The sequence below is a fragment of the Paenibacillus sp. YPG26 genome (genome assembly GCF_023704175.1).
Lineage (GTDB): Bacteria > Bacillota > Bacilli > Paenibacillales > Paenibacillaceae > Fontibacillus.
Map to the genome: position 1 here is coordinate 2,051,714 of NZ_CP084530.1, position 16,114 is coordinate 2,067,827.

General features: G+C 43.9%; 17 protein-coding genes and 2 pseudogenes. 6 read left to right on the top strand and 13 right to left on the bottom strand.

The annotated features are described in order from the left end of the window. Positions 1–14: 14 nt before the first annotated feature. From LDO05_RS09645 to LDO05_RS09655, 3 genes are all read right to left on the bottom strand, one after another. Complete coding sequence (locus LDO05_RS09645) at positions 15–1,271, bottom strand: MFS transporter (protein WP_251375196.1); 1,257 nt, start codon at positions 1,269–1,271, stop codon at positions 15–17. A gap of 673 nt (positions 1,272–1,944) precedes the next feature. Further along, positions 1,945–2,199 carry a hypothetical protein gene (locus tag LDO05_RS09650; protein ID WP_251375197.1) on the bottom strand — a complete coding sequence of 85 codons (255 nt, stop codon included), beginning with the start codon at positions 2,197–2,199 and terminating at the stop codon, positions 1,945–1,947. Between the two features lie 470 nt (positions 2,200–2,669). Continuing rightward, positions 2,670–3,764 carry an L-dopachrome tautomerase-related protein gene (locus tag LDO05_RS09655; protein ID WP_251378688.1) on the bottom strand — a complete coding sequence of 365 codons (1,095 nt, stop codon included), beginning with the start codon at positions 3,762–3,764 and terminating at the stop codon, positions 2,670–2,672. Between the two features lie 491 nt (positions 3,765–4,255). Between LDO05_RS09655 and LDO05_RS09660 the strand changes: the two genes are divergently transcribed. Genes LDO05_RS09660 through LDO05_RS09680 form a run of 5 tightly spaced genes read left to right on the top strand, consistent with a single transcriptional unit; the run spans position 4,256 to position 6,567 of the window. Further along, positions 4,256–4,498 (top strand): spore gernimation protein GerQ, encoded by a 243-nt coding sequence (locus LDO05_RS09660; RefSeq protein ID WP_251375198.1) that lies wholly within the window; start codon positions 4,256–4,258, stop codon positions 4,496–4,498. A gap of 12 nt (positions 4,499–4,510) precedes the next feature. Further along, the gene (locus LDO05_RS09665) at positions 4,511–4,897 is read left to right on the top strand and encodes a spore coat protein (protein ID WP_251375199.1); all 387 of its coding nucleotides are present in this window, start codon (positions 4,511–4,513) and stop codon (positions 4,895–4,897) included. Next, entirely contained in the window at positions 4,894–6,030 is a 1,137-nt protein-coding gene (locus tag LDO05_RS09670; protein WP_251375200.1) for a zinc-dependent alcohol dehydrogenase, read from the top strand. The genes LDO05_RS09665 and LDO05_RS09670 overlap by 4 nt, the downstream gene beginning before the upstream one ends. Positions 6,031–6,056: 26 nt before the next feature. Further along, entirely contained in the window at positions 6,057–6,257 is a 201-nt protein-coding gene (locus LDO05_RS09675; protein WP_251375201.1) for a hypothetical protein, read from the top strand. 13 nt (positions 6,258–6,270) lie between these two features. Continuing rightward, positions 6,271–6,567 (top strand): spore coat protein, encoded by a 297-nt coding sequence (locus LDO05_RS09680; protein WP_251375202.1) that lies wholly within the window; start codon positions 6,271–6,273, stop codon positions 6,565–6,567. A 235-nt stretch (positions 6,568–6,802) separates the two neighbouring features. Here the strand turns inward: LDO05_RS09680 and LDO05_RS09685 are convergent, their stop codons facing one another. The 8 genes and pseudogenes from LDO05_RS09685 to nirB all read right to left on the bottom strand — a co-directional run bounded on the left by LDO05_RS09685 (position 6,803) and on the right by nirB (position 13,875). After that, positions 6,803–7,177, bottom strand: coding sequence for a DUF948 domain-containing protein (locus LDO05_RS09685; RefSeq protein ID WP_251375203.1), 375 nt, complete (start codon positions 7,175–7,177; stop codon positions 6,803–6,805). A gap of 220 nt (positions 7,178–7,397) precedes the next feature. Continuing rightward, a complete protein-coding gene (locus LDO05_RS18985) occupies positions 7,398–7,550 on the bottom strand; it encodes a DUF1963 domain-containing protein (RefSeq protein WP_481856978.1) in 153 nt (50 codons plus the stop codon). Beyond that, positions 7,477–7,668 (bottom strand): annotated as a pseudogene (locus tag LDO05_RS09690) (DUF1963 domain-containing protein); the annotation flags it as partial. The gene LDO05_RS18985 and the pseudogene LDO05_RS09690, both read right to left, overlap by 74 nt. 50 nt (positions 7,669–7,718) lie before the next feature. After that, positions 7,719–8,276, bottom strand: coding sequence for an MFS transporter (locus tag LDO05_RS09695; protein WP_251375204.1), 558 nt, complete (start codon positions 8,274–8,276; stop codon positions 7,719–7,721). Between the two features lie 6 nt (positions 8,277–8,282). Continuing rightward, the gene (locus LDO05_RS09700) at positions 8,283–9,716 is read right to left on the bottom strand and encodes an FAD-binding oxidoreductase (RefSeq protein WP_251375205.1); all 1,434 of its coding nucleotides are present in this window, start codon (positions 9,714–9,716) and stop codon (positions 8,283–8,285) included. A 505-nt stretch (positions 9,717–10,221) separates the two neighbouring features. Next, positions 10,222–11,055 (bottom strand): uroporphyrinogen-III synthase, encoded by an 834-nt coding sequence (locus LDO05_RS09705; RefSeq protein ID WP_251375206.1) that lies wholly within the window; start codon positions 11,053–11,055, stop codon positions 10,222–10,224. Next, positions 11,048–11,413 carry a nitrite reductase (NAD(P)H) small subunit gene (locus LDO05_RS09710; protein ID WP_251375207.1) on the bottom strand — a complete coding sequence of 122 codons (366 nt, stop codon included), beginning with the start codon at positions 11,411–11,413 and terminating at the stop codon, positions 11,048–11,050. Before LDO05_RS09710 ends, LDO05_RS09705 begins: the two co-directional genes overlap by 8 nt. A gap of 20 nt (positions 11,414–11,433) precedes the next feature. Next, on the bottom strand, positions 11,434–13,875 hold the full coding sequence (gene nirB / locus LDO05_RS09715; protein ID WP_251375208.1) for a nitrite reductase large subunit NirB: 2,442 nt from the start codon (positions 13,873–13,875) through the stop codon (positions 11,434–11,436). Positions 13,876–14,447: 572 nt separating this feature from the next. Between nirB and LDO05_RS09720 the strand changes: the two genes are divergently transcribed. Continuing rightward, the gene (locus LDO05_RS09720) at positions 14,448–14,870 is read left to right on the top strand and encodes a VOC family protein (RefSeq protein WP_251378690.1); all 423 of its coding nucleotides are present in this window, start codon (positions 14,448–14,450) and stop codon (positions 14,868–14,870) included. Positions 14,871–14,943: 73 nt separating this feature from the next. Here LDO05_RS09720 and LDO05_RS09725 read toward each other — a convergent pair. Both LDO05_RS09725 and LDO05_RS09730 read right to left on the bottom strand, forming a co-directional pair. After that, positions 14,944–15,248: pseudogene (locus tag LDO05_RS09725) on the bottom strand (SRPBCC domain-containing protein); the annotation flags it as partial. 97 nt (positions 15,249–15,345) lie between these two features. Continuing rightward, entirely contained in the window at positions 15,346–16,014 is a 669-nt protein-coding gene (locus tag LDO05_RS09730) for a hypothetical protein (RefSeq protein ID WP_251375209.1), read from the bottom strand. Positions 16,015–16,114: the final 100 nt, after the last annotated feature.

Consider the following 16,114-nt stretch of genomic DNA (forward strand, 5'->3'; position numbering starts at 1 on the left):
TGTTGCCAGGATTACTAACCAGCGGCTTCATTCGGTTCAGGCTGAATGTTCCCTTTCATTTTGAACAGCGGTACCAAGACCGCCACCCCTATAAGAAAGAACACGCCTGCAATCACATAGAGAGGAACAATAGAGATCAAGGTCTTGAGTGGGCCTGACAGCAGCATGGTTATTACCATTGAGCCCATAAATAACGGATTCAATATGCCGTTAACCCGGCCGATGAAGGATTCCTCTGTATTTTGCAGGATCATCGTATTAATTCCAATTTGAATACATGGCAGTACAAATCCACTAATGAACTGCAGGCCCAGTGTGAACCAGTAATCTGTCGAGAGACCCATAGCCATCATCGCCAAGCTGTCTACAGCCATTCCGAATGCGAGCAGCTTCTGGGGAGATACCTTGCTTAGAAAGCTCATCGCCAGTACACCACCGATAATCATGGCGATGCCGTTGACCAACAAGAACCACTGCAAGTACTCTTCAGGCTTTCCAAGCCGCTCTGTAATTAGAAAGATACCCATGGGTTGAATAAGACCTAGACCAAGCCCTGCAGCAATGAACCCACCGCCAAGCTTGCGAAGTATACTCCGTGACCATACATATCGGAAGCCTGCCTTAATATCTTCAATCAATCGCGGCTGGTCTGCTGCAGCTCGCTCCTGACGATCACGGGGTAGGAAGGCCAGTGAAGCCGCCGAGAGAAGGAAGGCAACACCCATAATTCCGATTGCCATCTCAATACCGTAACTCTGGTAGACGAAGGTACCAACAACCGGACCAAATATCATGAACACGGCGAACATGGTCTGGTAGATTGACATACCTTTCTGTACTAAATGCTCGGGCACATGCAGCTTGAACAGCTTCATGCCGGCGGGCTGCGAGAACTGGGACAAGATGGCTGAGACTAGAGTAGCAAAGAATACCGCTTTCCAAGAACCGACCTCCATAGCGAAAAGCACCGCAAATACGGAGACCGCACTAAGCAAATCGCACCAGACCATGGTTTTCTTTGCTTTCCAGCGGTCAGCGAACGTCCCGCCAATGAACGAAAATACAAAAATCGGTGCAAACTCAGCGACCGAAATTAGAGAGACCGCGAATGCGTTATCATTCGTCATCTCTTTGACGTAGAACAAGATCGCGATATTCCGAACCCAAATCCCAATCTGCAAAAATAACGTAGAAACTAAAATCGATTGTACAAATCTGTTGCTTAACAGGGAAGATGCTGAAGCGGGCAAAGCTTGCTGATTGGTCGTCATATTTCCTTTCCTTTCATATCCAATTTAATCAGATGTTACTTACTTATTCTATACAAATTTTACCTGTAAATTCGATCTGTAAAAAGGTTCGTGAGAACGAAAGATTTCTCCGTCTCGGGAAGGATGGATTGATTCCGTAAAGTGAGGTTTAATTTAGTCAACTATGTAATGGTTACGATTAAGGAGGGAGTAATTGATGAGACCAATACTCCTGCCATAAGTTAGCCGGAAAAGCAGGAGTATTAGGTTAGGAACGAGAAGTATCGAGTAACAGCGAACTAAATATTAAACACTTTTAATATAAAGGGGTGCCTTCATGACTAAAAAAATTTGGTTATCTCACTAATAGCAATTATTGTAGAGAGAATAAAACAACTTCCGCAATTGATATAAACTACTTCTTCACAAAACCCGTATTTTGTACATATGTATAAATTGATTCTGCCCTTTATAATAAAAGGATTTTTATTTAGTATCATACACTACAGGCTATTTGTTTTTCACATTTAAAATATAAGTTTCTCCTCTGCTCTGTAAAACCCTTTGTTTTAATAAATTTTCTCAACCAAGGTCTTGATAATTTTGAGTCTAACACTTTATTTCCCATTAATTCAAACGATATTTATCTTGGTATCTGATCGATTATTTTTCCAGTTTTTGTAAAGTCTCTATTTTAGTCAAAGAAAGACCATCCTATTTTATGTTCCTTTGGTGATACTGAAGTTAAACCACCACCATTTAAATGCCAACCAAAAAAGTTCTTCTTTAATATTGCAATCCCAAAATAATTATCAGGTGCTGTTCCCCATTCATAAAACGCAATAGCTTCAGCTTTTTCACTTTCCATGTCATTGTCTTTTAGTCCAATGCTCAAAAAATATAAAGCGATTAATAAAATGGCGATGAAACAGAATATAATGATTTTCAAATTCTTCGACAAAAAACATCTCCCACTCTAAAACTTATAAAGACATGTTTTGATCTCATGAATAGTCACCCAAATATACCACATATTGGGACTATTCTGCCCGTTACTTCAATGAAAAACAGCAACTAACCTTGATGTCAGTTGCCATTGTTCATTACGCCGATCATGGGAATTCTAACACGACGTCTTCTGCGAAAAGTTCGAAGCTCTCTTCAGTGCCGGACTTGGTATAATGAATCTCTAACCATTTGATCTGTAGCTCTACTCGTCATTTGTAGAACGGCAGTTTTGTTTTTTGATCTTTAGGAGCATCACCCTGATAGTCTCGTATTTCGTCTTTCCTCCAAAGGTAAAACAAAATTCTTGCTTGTGTTGCAGTTAAAGTATTAATCAGATTCCCTGTGTTAACCATAAGATCATGTAATGCAATTTCTATACAAATAAAATCAACTTTGTAAGTGAAATATTTTTTAAAAAGTTGGAGCAGGTAATTCATCAATTTTTATACGAAGTAAACTGTAAGGTTTTTGTCGCAAGTCTTTTCCATAATGAAATCTTGCCTGCCGATGAAATTGGTTCACAATAACATATAAGTGTTGGTCTGGACCAATAGAAAAAGTATCCGGCCATAATATTCTCGGATCATGTGCGATGGTTTCCATTATCCCATTCGGAAATATCTTTCGAATACTGTCGTTTTCATAGTCACCAGCGTATATGTTTCCTTTTGCATCTGTTATCAATCCATCAGACGCACCTTTTTCTCCCCAATACTGCACATGATAATGTAAATTGAAATCCGGTATCGTTCTGTCTCTTAGGGCTTCTGTTGGGATCGAGTATAGATGACGACTGGTTAATGGACAAAAAAATATATTATTTCCATCAGGGGAAATTGCTATACCATCAGAAGCCAATCGAAAGGGAGATGTCGAACCATCTGTGTTTCGATTCATCAAAATTTTACCTTCCACTTTCGGTAAAAAATACGGATCGGGTGAAGTTGAATTTGCTCCATTTAACCGTCTAAACGCATTTCCATTTTCTAAATTTACGACTATAATAGCACCTGGACCTTTGGAAGAAGAATCTGTTATATATGCGTAACCTGATTCACCAACACGAAAATCAAATCGGACATCATTCAGATACGTTGTCGGCAAGATTGCATCTTCTGCAAACGTGTATACTTTTCTTATTGTATTTGTTTTTAAATCTACAGCGACTAATTTTGCCCCTCCTTTAATAGGCTCAGAAAAATTTGGTGCAGCTGTATCCAGTACCCACAGGGTTCCCCTTCCATCAGCAATTACACTTTGGACACTGATGAAGGACATACTATGATTCAAAGGATTTACCAAATTCGTTTCTATATTAGGATAAGGCTGCAACCGACCCTCAACAATTTCTGCTACCGTAAATCTAACGTCATCTCCCCATCTCGGAAAACAAATGAAGATACGCCCGGTTTCTGATACACTAACGCCTGTAGGCATAGCCCCATAAAATGAATAAACGAGTTCTAACTTACCGAAATATTCTTCTATAGGTAACATAGGTTTTATGATATCCTCCACAACATTTTTGAATGGATATTACTATTACCTATAATATGTTTACAACTTTCTATAATGCCTGCCTCTTAATGATACCGTCTCAGCCTGATTCAGAGACGGTCCCGCGGACTCAACCGTGGAAGGAGCGAGCATTAAACTAGCTGCCGTTGTTTCCTACATCATGGGGCCTGATCGATGGTGAAGAACCAATAGTGGTTTATTGTTTGTCCGGCAAGCCCAATTCGTTTGCTGAAGTTTGCGCTTGATCTAAAAAACTCCTCTGCTCGGGTCAATTGCTGCCGGGCCTTTCCAAAGCTTGTGAACCCTCCTTCCTTTGAGCAAAGATCAATAACTTTAACAGAAATAAATATTCGGTTTGGATTTTGTTTATATTCTTGCGACTGCATGGGAATATCCGGACCCACACAATCATTTTTAGTATAAGAACTGATGAAGCCGGAGAATCTAACGCTGATGAAAAAGGAGGGAATAATTTCTCAATGAACACGCCAACGCTAGCGCCGCACGAATCGATGGAACTACATGAAGCGTTAAACTTCAAAACGCTCTGCCTCGCCAAGTCAAAACTTATGCAAGGCTTGGTATTTGACCAAGAGCTAAAAGCGTTAATGCAGAAAGACGTAATTCAATCCACACAGCAGATAACCGAGCTGCAAGCACTTTACGCAAGAGTTCCTTTCCAAGCACCTGTTCCGAATAACCCGACACCAATAACACAATAAAGGGGAACGCAAATGAATACCGATTATTTAGACCCGATTAATTCATTAAACATGCCGGAGATGGCTGACATGACTTTTGCAATGGACTTCCTCCTTCGTGCCAAGGAAGGTGTGCGAAATTTGTCCGTCGCCCTGACGGAGGCGGCTTCTCCAGATGTAAGAGCGCTGCTTCGCAATCATCTTAAGCAGGGGATTGCCATGCACCAAGAAATTTCAGAGCTCATGATGCGCAAAAAATGGTTTCATCCTTACGAGCTGAACGAACAATACCAACTCGACCAGCTTTCGGTGAAAAATACGTTGATGATCGGGCAGATGAATTTGTTCCCGGATGATACGTCGCGTAAAGGCATGTTTGATCGAACCCCAGATGAACATATTGAAGGACATGAAGCATGAAGGCGGTAACGTATCAAGGAATTAAAAATGTCGTGGTCAAAGAGGTACCGGATCCCAAGATTGAGAAACCGGACGATATGATCGTAAAGATCACCAGTACCGCCATTTGTGGTTCTGACCTTCACCTGATTCACGGGATGATCCCTAACCTTCAAGAGAATTACGTCATTGGACATGAACCGATGGGGATCGTAGAAGAAGTAGGGCCCGGCGTGACAAAGGTAAAGAAAGGCGATCGTGTGATCATCCCGTTCAATATCGCATGCGGAGAATGCTTTTTCTGTAAAAATCAGTTGGAAAGCCAATGTGACAAGTCAAACGAACACGGGGATATGGGAGCATATTTTGGCTACTCCGGAACAACCGGCGGATACCCTGGCGGACAAGCCGAGTATTTACGAGTCCCATTCGCAAATTTTACCCACTTCAAGATTCCCGAAAACTGCGAACAACCGGATGAAAAGCTAAGCTTGATTGCCGATGCCATGACAACAGCATTCTGGAGCGTAGATAACGCTGGCGTAAAGAATGGAGATACGGTCATCGTGCTCGGCTGCGGTCCGGTTGGACTTCTCGCCCAGAAATTCTGCTGGCTGAAGGGAGCCAAGCGGGTCATCGCCGTTGACTATGTCAATTACCGCTTACAGCATGCGAAGCGGACGAACCATGTAGAAATCGTAAACTTCGAACAGGATAAGAATATCGGCAACCATCTCAAGGAAATGACCAAAGGCGGCGCCGATGTCGTGATTGATGCGGTTGGAATGGACGGCAAGATGAACGATCTCGAATTTCTAGCCAGCGGTCTGAAACTGCAAGGCGGCACCATGAGCGCATTTATCATTGCGTCTCAGGCAGTGCGCAAAGGAGGCACCATTCAGGTCACTGGGGTATACGGCGGACGTTATAACGGATTCCCGCTCGGCGACATCATGCAGCGCAACGTGAATATTCGTTCCGGACAAGCTCCGGTCATTCATTACATGCCGTATATGTACGAGCTGGTTACTTCAGGCAAAGTAGACCCTAGCGACATTGTTACGCACGTCATTCCGCTCAGCGAGGCCAAGCGTGGTTACGAAATGTTCGATACGAAAACCGACGATTGCATCAAAGTTGTCTTAAAGCCATGACTATATAAACGGGAGGAAAATCCAAAATGAATTCCAATTACGCTTTGCATGAGATGCTGGAAGTTCATGAAATGGCTGCGTTCAAGACTGTTTGCAAGACCAAATCCCAAACCATGCAAGCTCTCGTAACCGATCCGGAGCTCGTGCAAATTCTGCAGCAAGACGCCCAATTATCACAGCAGCAGCTTCAGGAGCTCAGTGGAGTGCTGTCCAAAGCCACACTATAGGAAGGAGAAAAAAATGAACACAATATTAGAACACATGATAGGGCTTAATACATTGACTGACGACGTGATTGCAATGGATTTTTTGATGAACGCCAAGAGCGGAGTCAGAAACTACGCCATGGCTGTGACCGAATGTGCCACCCCCGAAATTAAGCAAATTATGATGAAACAGCTCGACGAAGCTATAGACACTCATGAGAAGATAACAAACTACATGATGCAGCGGGGCCTATACCATCCCTACCATATTTCAGAGCAAATTCAGCTCGATCTGAAAAATATTCAGACCGCAGAGAATATGCCGTCCTGATACCGTACTCGTCCGTCAAAACACGCACAGCCACCATGGTTGGATTGTGTCATTAGACATCAATCGGTACAACTTCTCGTCCTCGAGTCTGGACAAGAACTTGTACCGATAAAACAAAAAAAGCCGCTACAATAGCGACTTTCAATGGGACTATGTTCTTGTCCATTAACAAATTTATCTCCTCGCAGCAACCTGCGGGATTAGCCTATTAAAAAAAGGTAATAAATTTTACATCCTATTTCACCTTTAAATGTAGATTAGGGGAGGTACTGTATACGGGTGAAGTCGATCTTATCTCCGATGCATCGTTGTTCCCCAGGACCGAATCCGTGACTTGATGGATGACTTCCCCCACATCATGAGCCGTCTCCAGCAGAGGATCAACCGCATTTATCTTCCCCTTCACATCGGCTGTAATTTTATTGGCATTGCGAATGAGGTGTTTGGCCTCTTCAGACAATCCGCCCAGTGTCCCCCTTACTTCAGCCAAGGTTTTATCCACTTCACCCAGGGTACCCATTGTCTTCTTCAATGTCTTGATCAAATATACATTAAGCGCTATAAATCCAACTGCAGCCCCGGCCACGCTATGTTTTATTTTGATTTCCATAAGTCAGCTCTCCTTCCTTATTTCACACTTTATGTTCGAAGAAGCCGCCTCATTCCATATGCAGAAAGAGATTCCGATGGGAAGAAATAGTCTGCTGAGCCATATAGAACAAAAACATACACCGATATATTTAAAAAAAACGCGCTAAGCACGGATTTCAAAAGGTATATGTTCTTGTCCTCTTACAATAACCCGTTCACTTCCAGTCTTTCTTTAACACCTACAAACATTGCATCTCACATCTTACTCTCTCAAAGCATAAATCAGTAAGATCACCTTCATGAATCCAGAAATAAATCCTACCTACATCTCCCCACACATGTGTGAGGATCATTATAAAAGTCATCGTCCTCATACATAGGTTTTCCAGCATAGAAAAAAGACAGTAACCCACTCTTAGGAAGAGAAATATTTACTGGACAATCTGCCAGGTTAATTTGAGCAATAAAAGTCATATCATAGTCTTTCCATAATGGCCATTCCATATCATCAGGAAGATCAGGAAACTATCGTTCCTCGTTAGCTGAATAGAAAGATAGTCTCATTTAGTAACCTTCCCTGCATTCAACCTTTTACCGAACCGCCAAGTCACTAACGCACTCCAAGCGTAAAGAATTGCACTAAAATAGAACAGAACGTTAATTGTTAGCCAGTCAATTAAGTACCCTCCAATAATTACGGCGAATCCCGACGCTACTGAGGTCCAAAAATGAAACTCCCCAATCACCGCCCCTCGCTTACCTTGCGTTGTATGATCGGCGATGAGTAGACGTTCACTCATTTTTTGCATCGAATTGCACACACCCATCAACAGTTGCAGTATCAATACCCACAAATAGCTTCCTACCCATGGAAACGCGAGCATCGCAACCATCATACCGAGAGAGCTCCATGTCAGCATCTGAACACCGTTTCGATCAAGCTGCGGGGCCAGCCACTGAGAAATAGCAGCAGAACTGATCGTAAATACTGCGAATGCGAGTCCATACTTCGAAAAAGTGTTACCCAGATTTTTAAGGAACAACAAGTAATACGGAAATATCATCCCTGCAGCCAACGTCACAATGCTCTGAGAGCTAATGAGCCATCTTGCGTTCATGTTCCCCTAATCCCCTTTATAGTCCATATAGAAATAGTTCATAAACAAATGGTCTGGATCGTATTGCTCCTTCTTTTGAAAGAACTCCGAGTATTTAGGATATGCCGACTGGAACTGATCAAGCCTTGGATAAGCAATATACGGCAAATAGTAAGTCCCATTATGCTCAATAACACGATCGAGTACCTTTTGAATGCCTTTTCGAACTTTATTCTGCCCTTGCTCAGATAGGGGGACATTAAACAAACAAACAAGTGCGAACATATCATCCTTAGCATATGAAAGTGTCGATTCCTCATCGTGATTAACATAGCGCACCGTGATGTTGAGTAAATTTAAATTCTCTGCCTTTAACACAGTCCTGAAATCGTCCACAAACCCTTCAAACTCCTGAACGGGTATAAAGTATTCCTGTAAAACGTCATTGCTTCCCGCTTCACGGAATTCCATAAACTCAGACTCCGATCGCATTGCGTTGTTCCTCGTAATAAGCTTTCCTTCCTGGCCTTCAAAATGTGATTTTTGCATACTCCAAAGCGCATTTTTTCCCCATCCGAAGCTGCGGCTTAAATTGAACATCAGCTTGGTTGGAATCACACCCTCTTCACGAGTTTTCAACTGGTCATTACCCTTCAAAGGAGCATTCCGTTCTAACACATAATTGATTGCATACATCTCTTTTAGAAAACTCTCCGGCGCCACTGAAATCCGCGCAATGTGCATATGAATATCAGGGTCAGCCTTTACTTGCTCTTTAAAATATGTACTGTATGAGCTAACGTCCATTTCGTCGATCGCGAGTTTATACATTTCGTTATCTGTCAATTTAAGTGTCACATCGAGAATAATCCCTAACAGCCCGTAACCACCGATAACAAGGGGAAAGAGTTCCTTATTTTCAGTACGGCTAACGTTAAGGATACGACCATCTGCTGTAAGCAACCGAAACGATTCAACGCTTTTAATTAATGAACCATTGTGGATATCACGTCCGTGAGCATTAACGCTAATCGAACCACCTATTGTGAAAATATTTTGCGATTGCATCGTCTTCACGGCCAGACCAAAGGGGTTGATGTAATCCTGTACATCCTTCCATGTAGCACCGGCTTGGATGCGAATTATTTTTTTCATTGGGTCGAACGACAATATGCGGTTATAGGACCTCATATCGACAACGATGCTATCCTTGTAATACGTGTGTCCACCCTGACTATGCCTTTGCCCCGCGATTGAAACAGTAAGATGCTTCTTTCGTGCTTCCTGTAATATTTCTTGTAACTGCTGCTCTTCACGTCCTTGGGCAACCCGGGTTACTTTAACCGGACGCAGTCTGCTATAGTCGGAGATAAGGTATGGGTCCTGATCGATGGTGTTGTTTTGAAAATAATTTACTAGGCAAAGAACGGTGAGAAGGAGGAGAACAATCCTTTTCTTCATAAGTACCTCCATTGGTTATGAAACTATCAAAGCGATGGATTGGTTTAACTGCTGTGCTCTCGTTCCGAGATAGCTTAATTCGACTTTTTGATTTATTCTTAAATAAATACCGAATTCCTTGCTTGTTTCAAAGTAAGTGTCATATATCCACTCATCTACACTAATCCATTCTATTATCAGAGGATTTCCATTTCTGATTGTTTTCCGCTCGATATATACATGAATGTTGGTCCCCAATTGGTTTCCCTCCCCCTCATTAATGAAGTTCTACTACAGTTAATCACTACTAAATCTTAGCACAAATTGGAGGTATCCTGCCCGTTACTCCAATGATAATCAATTGGTTGAAGTAACTTTCTTCGTTAGCTTATTGCTGAAAAAGCGACTCTGAATGGAGCACAATTCTAGTTCCACAAAAAAGCAAGGACTGACCCTACTCGCTAACAATCCGAGTGGACAGCCCCTGTATTCCTACCTTTACGGTAGAAGTTTCTGTTCTCCGCTTTTAATCTGCTTTCACTCCACTTTGCTGACCTTCATAATATTGCGCGATCTCCACTATTAGAGCACCCATTCGTTCTTTCTCCGGCACGATAATCCGGCTTATCCCTCGATCTCGAAGCGCTTCAGCCGTTACTTTGCCGACCGCGGCAGCAAGTACATCCTGTTCAAAGACGGATTTCAGCTCATCTTCATGTCCATGTTCTCTTGCATAATCAAATAAATATCCGACTTGAACTCTTGTCGTGAAGCAGACGGCATCCACTTCCCGCTGAATCAGTTCGTTCAGAATCGATGCCAGCGTCTCCTGTTCAGGAGCTTGATAGTGATAAGGCAGTATCGCCTGAACATCCATGCCGCCCTTGCTTTTGATGAACTGATATAACTCCGACGACAACTCGCCGTGAAGCTGAATCCACACCTTCTGATCATTAAAATCAAACACTTCAAGCTTCTCAATCATACTGGCAATCGTTCCATCGTCATCACAGACAACCGGATGAATACCAGATTTCTTTAGAAAAGCGTTTGTTTTGTAACCGCGGCAGGCAATCTTGGTTTCTTTCAACCTCTCTTCGAATTCAGAGACAGCGTTAAGCCTCTCCGCAGCTTGAATCATAGCTTCAAATCCAATCCCTGTCGTGAAAATAAACCAGTCTGCCCCCTGCTGGATAAAACGCTTTACATCCTCTTCCACTTCAACCGGATCCGAGTACGTTAATCCCTGAAGTGACCGGACAAGTGGGACCCCGCCTCTTCGTTCAATAATTTCAGCCATTTCTTCGGTCTTTCGCGACCCGGCAATGACTATTCTTCTGTTCTGAAGGTCTTTACTCATGGAACTCCCCTCCTTCATTCTTAAGTAATCCAATTCGCACTTCATCTCCGAGAACATCAACCGGATAAGTTCGAACCTGTCCCGTATCAGGATCAAGCACATGACCATCCGCCAACGAAATTTGCCAGTCACAGATCGGGTCGAACAGGACTTGCCCGGATATAATTCCTTCTGCAATGGTGCCTCCGCGTGGCCCAGGGCTTTTATTTTCAAGTGCATAGATTTGTCCATCCGTTGTCTTGAATACCGCAATCTCTTCCTTACCCAAGCGCACAACCCGTCCCATTCTCTCGGTGAAATCATCTACATGGCCAACCAGGTAATACGTGTATTCATTTCTGTTCACTATCGGTTCCATCTTGCAGCCCCTCTCTGTTACTAGTCCTGTTTCGTAGAGACACTGATCTCTTCAAACATGCGTTCCCTCAAATTTGAATTATTAAGGATCTCACTCCAAGGTTCCTTCACCTGCGCCAAAGCGAGCTCCATACGCTCAGCCAAAGCCCGGCGGTTATCCAGATCATTGACTACAGCTTCGGTGACGGATTTAAGTCCCATCCTTTCAATCCATTCCGAGGTCCGCTCCAGATACTTGCCTGTCTCCCGGTAATGCTGCATGAACGCGGAGACAATCTCCAGAAGCTCTTCATCTGTTCGCACCTTGCACAGCAGTTCAGCAAGCCGGGCTTTAATCCCGCCATTACCACCAACATAGATCTCCCAAGCGCCCTCATTGCCAACGATCCCGATATCCTTGGTTGATGACTCCGCACAGTTACGCGGACAGCCGTTAACAGCAAGCTTGAACTTGGCTGGCATATCTAACCGCTCGAACTTCTTCTCGAGTATAATTCCCATACCCATTGAATCTTTCGTGCCAAAACGGCAGAACTGTGATCCCACGCAGGTCTTTACCGTACGCAGCGCCTTCGCATACGCATAACCGGACGGCATGCCAAGGTCTTGCCAGATCTTCGGCAGGTCCTCCTTCTTGACCCCGAGCAGGTCAAGCCGCTGACCACCGGTTACCTTAACCAGCTTGATGTTGTATTTCACGGCAATATCGGCAATGAGTCTGAGATCCTCCGGTGTGGTTACCCCGCCGTACATCCTCGGCACAACGCCAAATGTTCCGTCCTTCTGGATGTTCGCATGCATACGTTCATTCACAAAACGTGAGTCCTTCTCGTCCACATGCTCGGCCGGCCAGATCATACCCAGATAGTAGTTCAGCGCAGGACGGCATTTGGAACAGCCCTCCGGGTTATCCCATTCCAGCGCATACCTTACCTCCTTGGAGGTAATTAGCCCCTTTTCCTTGATCGCCGTGACGACCTCATCTCTGCTCAGTGAGGTACAGGAACAGATTGCTTCCTTTTTCGCCGCCGCTGAATCATATTTATCCCCGAGCACATATTGAAGAATTTGTTCTACAACAGGCCGGCAGCCTCCACATGAACGCGTTGCACTTGTTGCTACCTTGATCTCATCAACTGTAGTTAATCCTTTTTCGTTAATGGCATCCACAATGTTCTTCTTCGTTACCCCATTACAACCGCATACGATTTCCTCATCCGCCAGATCTGCGGCTGTATTCGCAGTTTCGACCGAAGCTTGTCCTACAATCGCATTATGAATGGCTTCTGTCATTACGGTGCCTGTTCGAATCCACTGCTGCAGCCTGGAGGATTCCTTTCCGTCTCCAACCAGGACACCGCCGACGATCCGTCCGTTGCGCAGCAGCACTTTTTTGTAAATACGCCGCCAGTCATCATGCACCCGCACAATAGACAGCCCTTCCGCATCCATAAATTCACCAGCGGAGAACACATCTACGCCAGATATTTTGAGTTGAGTAGATACCACAGATCCTTCATATGGCTTCGTATCCACTCCACATAGATGCTTAGCAAGAACCGCCCCCTGCTCGAATAGCGGAGCTACGAGTCCATAGCTAATACCGCGATGCTCGTTACACTCCCCTACCGCATAGATATTCGGTACTGAAGTACGCATAAAATCATCCACAAGAATACCTCGATTAACCTCGATACCGCTCTCCTTGGCTAATGCTGTGTTTGGTCTGATCCCTACCGCCATGACTACGAATTCCGCATCCAGCGTTGTTCCGTCCGAGAACCGAATACCGCTGACCCGATCATCTCCAAGAAATTCCTCAGTCTGTTTGCCGGTAGCAAATTTCAGACCCTGGCTTTCCAGCTCTGCCTGGAGCATTAGTGAGGCGGTATGATCGAGTTGACGTTCCATGATCTCTTCGAACAGATGGACCACGGTCACATCCATCCCAAGTTTAAGCAGCCCTTTGGCCGCCTCGAGTCCTAGCAAGCCACCGCCAATAACAGCAGCCTTCTTGTACTGATCTGCGGCATGCAGCATGTTCTGGCAATCTGCGATATCTCTGAAGCCAACAATTCCTTCTTTATCTGCTCCTGGAACAGGTAGTATAAACGGGTTGGAGCCGGTAGCAATGATGAGGGTGTCATAGGGAACCTCCATACCATTGTCTGCCTTCACGATTTTCTGTTCTGTATCAATATGCGTTACAGTTGTTCCGGTATATAGCTCTATTCCATTCTCTAGATACCAATCCCAGTCGTTCAGAATGATGTCTTCAACTGCTTTACTCTTCTCTAGCACATACGATAACTGAATACGATTGTAGTTGGGATAAGGCTCGCTTCCAAATACGGTGATCCTGTAGGTGCTCGGCGCCAATTTTAATATCTGTTCCACCGTGTTAATGCCCGCCATCCCGTTGCCGATTAAGACCAGATGCCGACGTTCTTGTACTTTCACCATGCAGAAACCTCCTAAATAGATGTACGAATCCATGCAAAAGAGAACTTGTAACCTACTAAACATCATAACTACAGTCGAACCAGTTTTAGCAGATTTTCTCTGTTTCTATCATAAGAAAAGAGTGTTGTATACGGAACCCCTTAACTTATTTTTTAACTGAATGCTTCATTTACTGGTAATCTGATGTCTCTCCTAGAGCTTGGCATGAAAAAAGCAGCTTCTGTTAATCAGAATCAGCTTTGGTTGATTAATTATCTTGTTGTACCCTTTCAACGAATACTTTCAACTTCGGGTATGCTTATCCCGTTGTACCCTCCTCTTATTAACTTTGCTCACTAATTTGTCCATATTAATACGGACCGTTGGTATGAATATGCCTAAAAATAAGCTGCCTTTCGGCAGTGTTGATACATTTGCTCATCAAAAAGATCAAGCCCCAAGCCTTTCACAAGTTGTTTTCTGAAATTTATGGTTTCGAATCCATAAGAACGATGAATTCCCGGGTCGGCTGTCGTCTATATAAACGAAGGCATAATGAACACAAACTAATTTTACAAAGAGGTGTTATGAGAATGGCGTTAATCTCCACATTCACGAGCTTCAACCTGCCTGTGAAAAACGTAGAACAATCGAAAGCATTCTTCACCGGACTCGGATTCGAGCTCAACCCCCAATTCCCCGAGAGCGAGAATTCGGCAGCCTTTGTGATCGGCGACAACCTGCAGGTCATGCTGATCAGTCATGCATTCTTTAATACGCTTACGGAGAGGGAATCCGTCGATACGAGTAAGTATGCTCAGATGACAATCGCATTGGCCTTCGAGAGCCGGGAAAAGGTCAATGAAATCGTGAATACCGCGATCTCCTTGGGCGGGAAATTACACGCTGAACCTGAAGATCATGGGTCCATGTATCATTGGGGTTTCGTGGACATGGACGGCCATCTATGGGCTATCAACTGCATGAACATGGATGCGGTACAAGCTCAAGGATAACAGAGAGCACGTTCGTACTAGTGTTCTAAAAGAAAGACGCCGTGCATCTTCTCCGGCGTCTTCTTCGCGATGATTAGTTTTGTTCGGTGTACTCATTGAAATTGTCCATAATCGCTTGCCAGCCTGCTTGCTGGAATTCGACAGGATTTGTGCTTTCCGCGTCGAACGATTCAATGACCTTCGTCTCATTCCCTAGATCGATGAAAGCTATATCCACTCTTCTTCCGTCTTCCATGGTGTAGCCAATCGCCTCATGCTGCTTCACGACATCATAGACGCCGCCAAAATCAAAGCCCATGCTTCCATCCGTGTCAGAAACATGCCGCCGAGCCGCAGACCGTTCTCGGCTCTCGGCTCATGCCAGTCCTCGGACGCCTTGATTCCATGGGCAATAAGTTATTCACTAAAGCTGAATATTCCTTGAAGCTTCGTATGATGAAATGCTGAAAAACCGCCCAGCAAAGGGGCGGTTGATTTATGCTTGCATGAATGCTTTTAACGGCTCCAAAGTCGAGAACGTCTTCTTTCCATCCTTTTTACGTTGTTCATCATAGAGTTTGGTCAACTCTACGAATGATTCAGCTTTAATCTTCGTATAACTCAATTTAGTGTATCTGATTATGTACGCCTTTTCCCCTTCTTGTTCAACCCACTCGTAAACGAGGTCATATTTGGACCTCAGATTCTTAAAATGAAGTGAACGGCGCAACACTGCATAATGTTCTTCAATGGCTTCATCGCATTCCTCCATAATCTTCTCGTATGCGCAGCCAACTCTCATCTGGATCTCCAAGGCCCGTTCACCGCCGTATCTCGCGAGAAATTCCTCCAACGAAACCAGCGCATATAGCAATATTTGTTCTTTGTCATTCGGATTCCTGAGTTCATAACAGCCTACAACCAGATTACGGTCGGCCAATTCATCTTTACTGAATTGCATGTTGAACAAAGACTCAAGTAACTCCTGCTTCATAACGGTATCCAACATCTGATCTTTATCAATCTTGATGCCTGTCGGCACCCACGGAAACGATAGTTGACCATTAATTATGTTACCCCTCATATTCAAGATCGGCAGACCCGTAGCAATAGCGTACGACCTGTTATAACCATTGCCCGCGAATACTTCATGTTCTTCTCCCATTTGTCCTGCCCCTCCTATTAATTCATCACTGCTTTTTATTGAGCAAGAAAATATTTCTGGGATAAATTGTATCATATGAGAAACATAAGTTCATCTGATG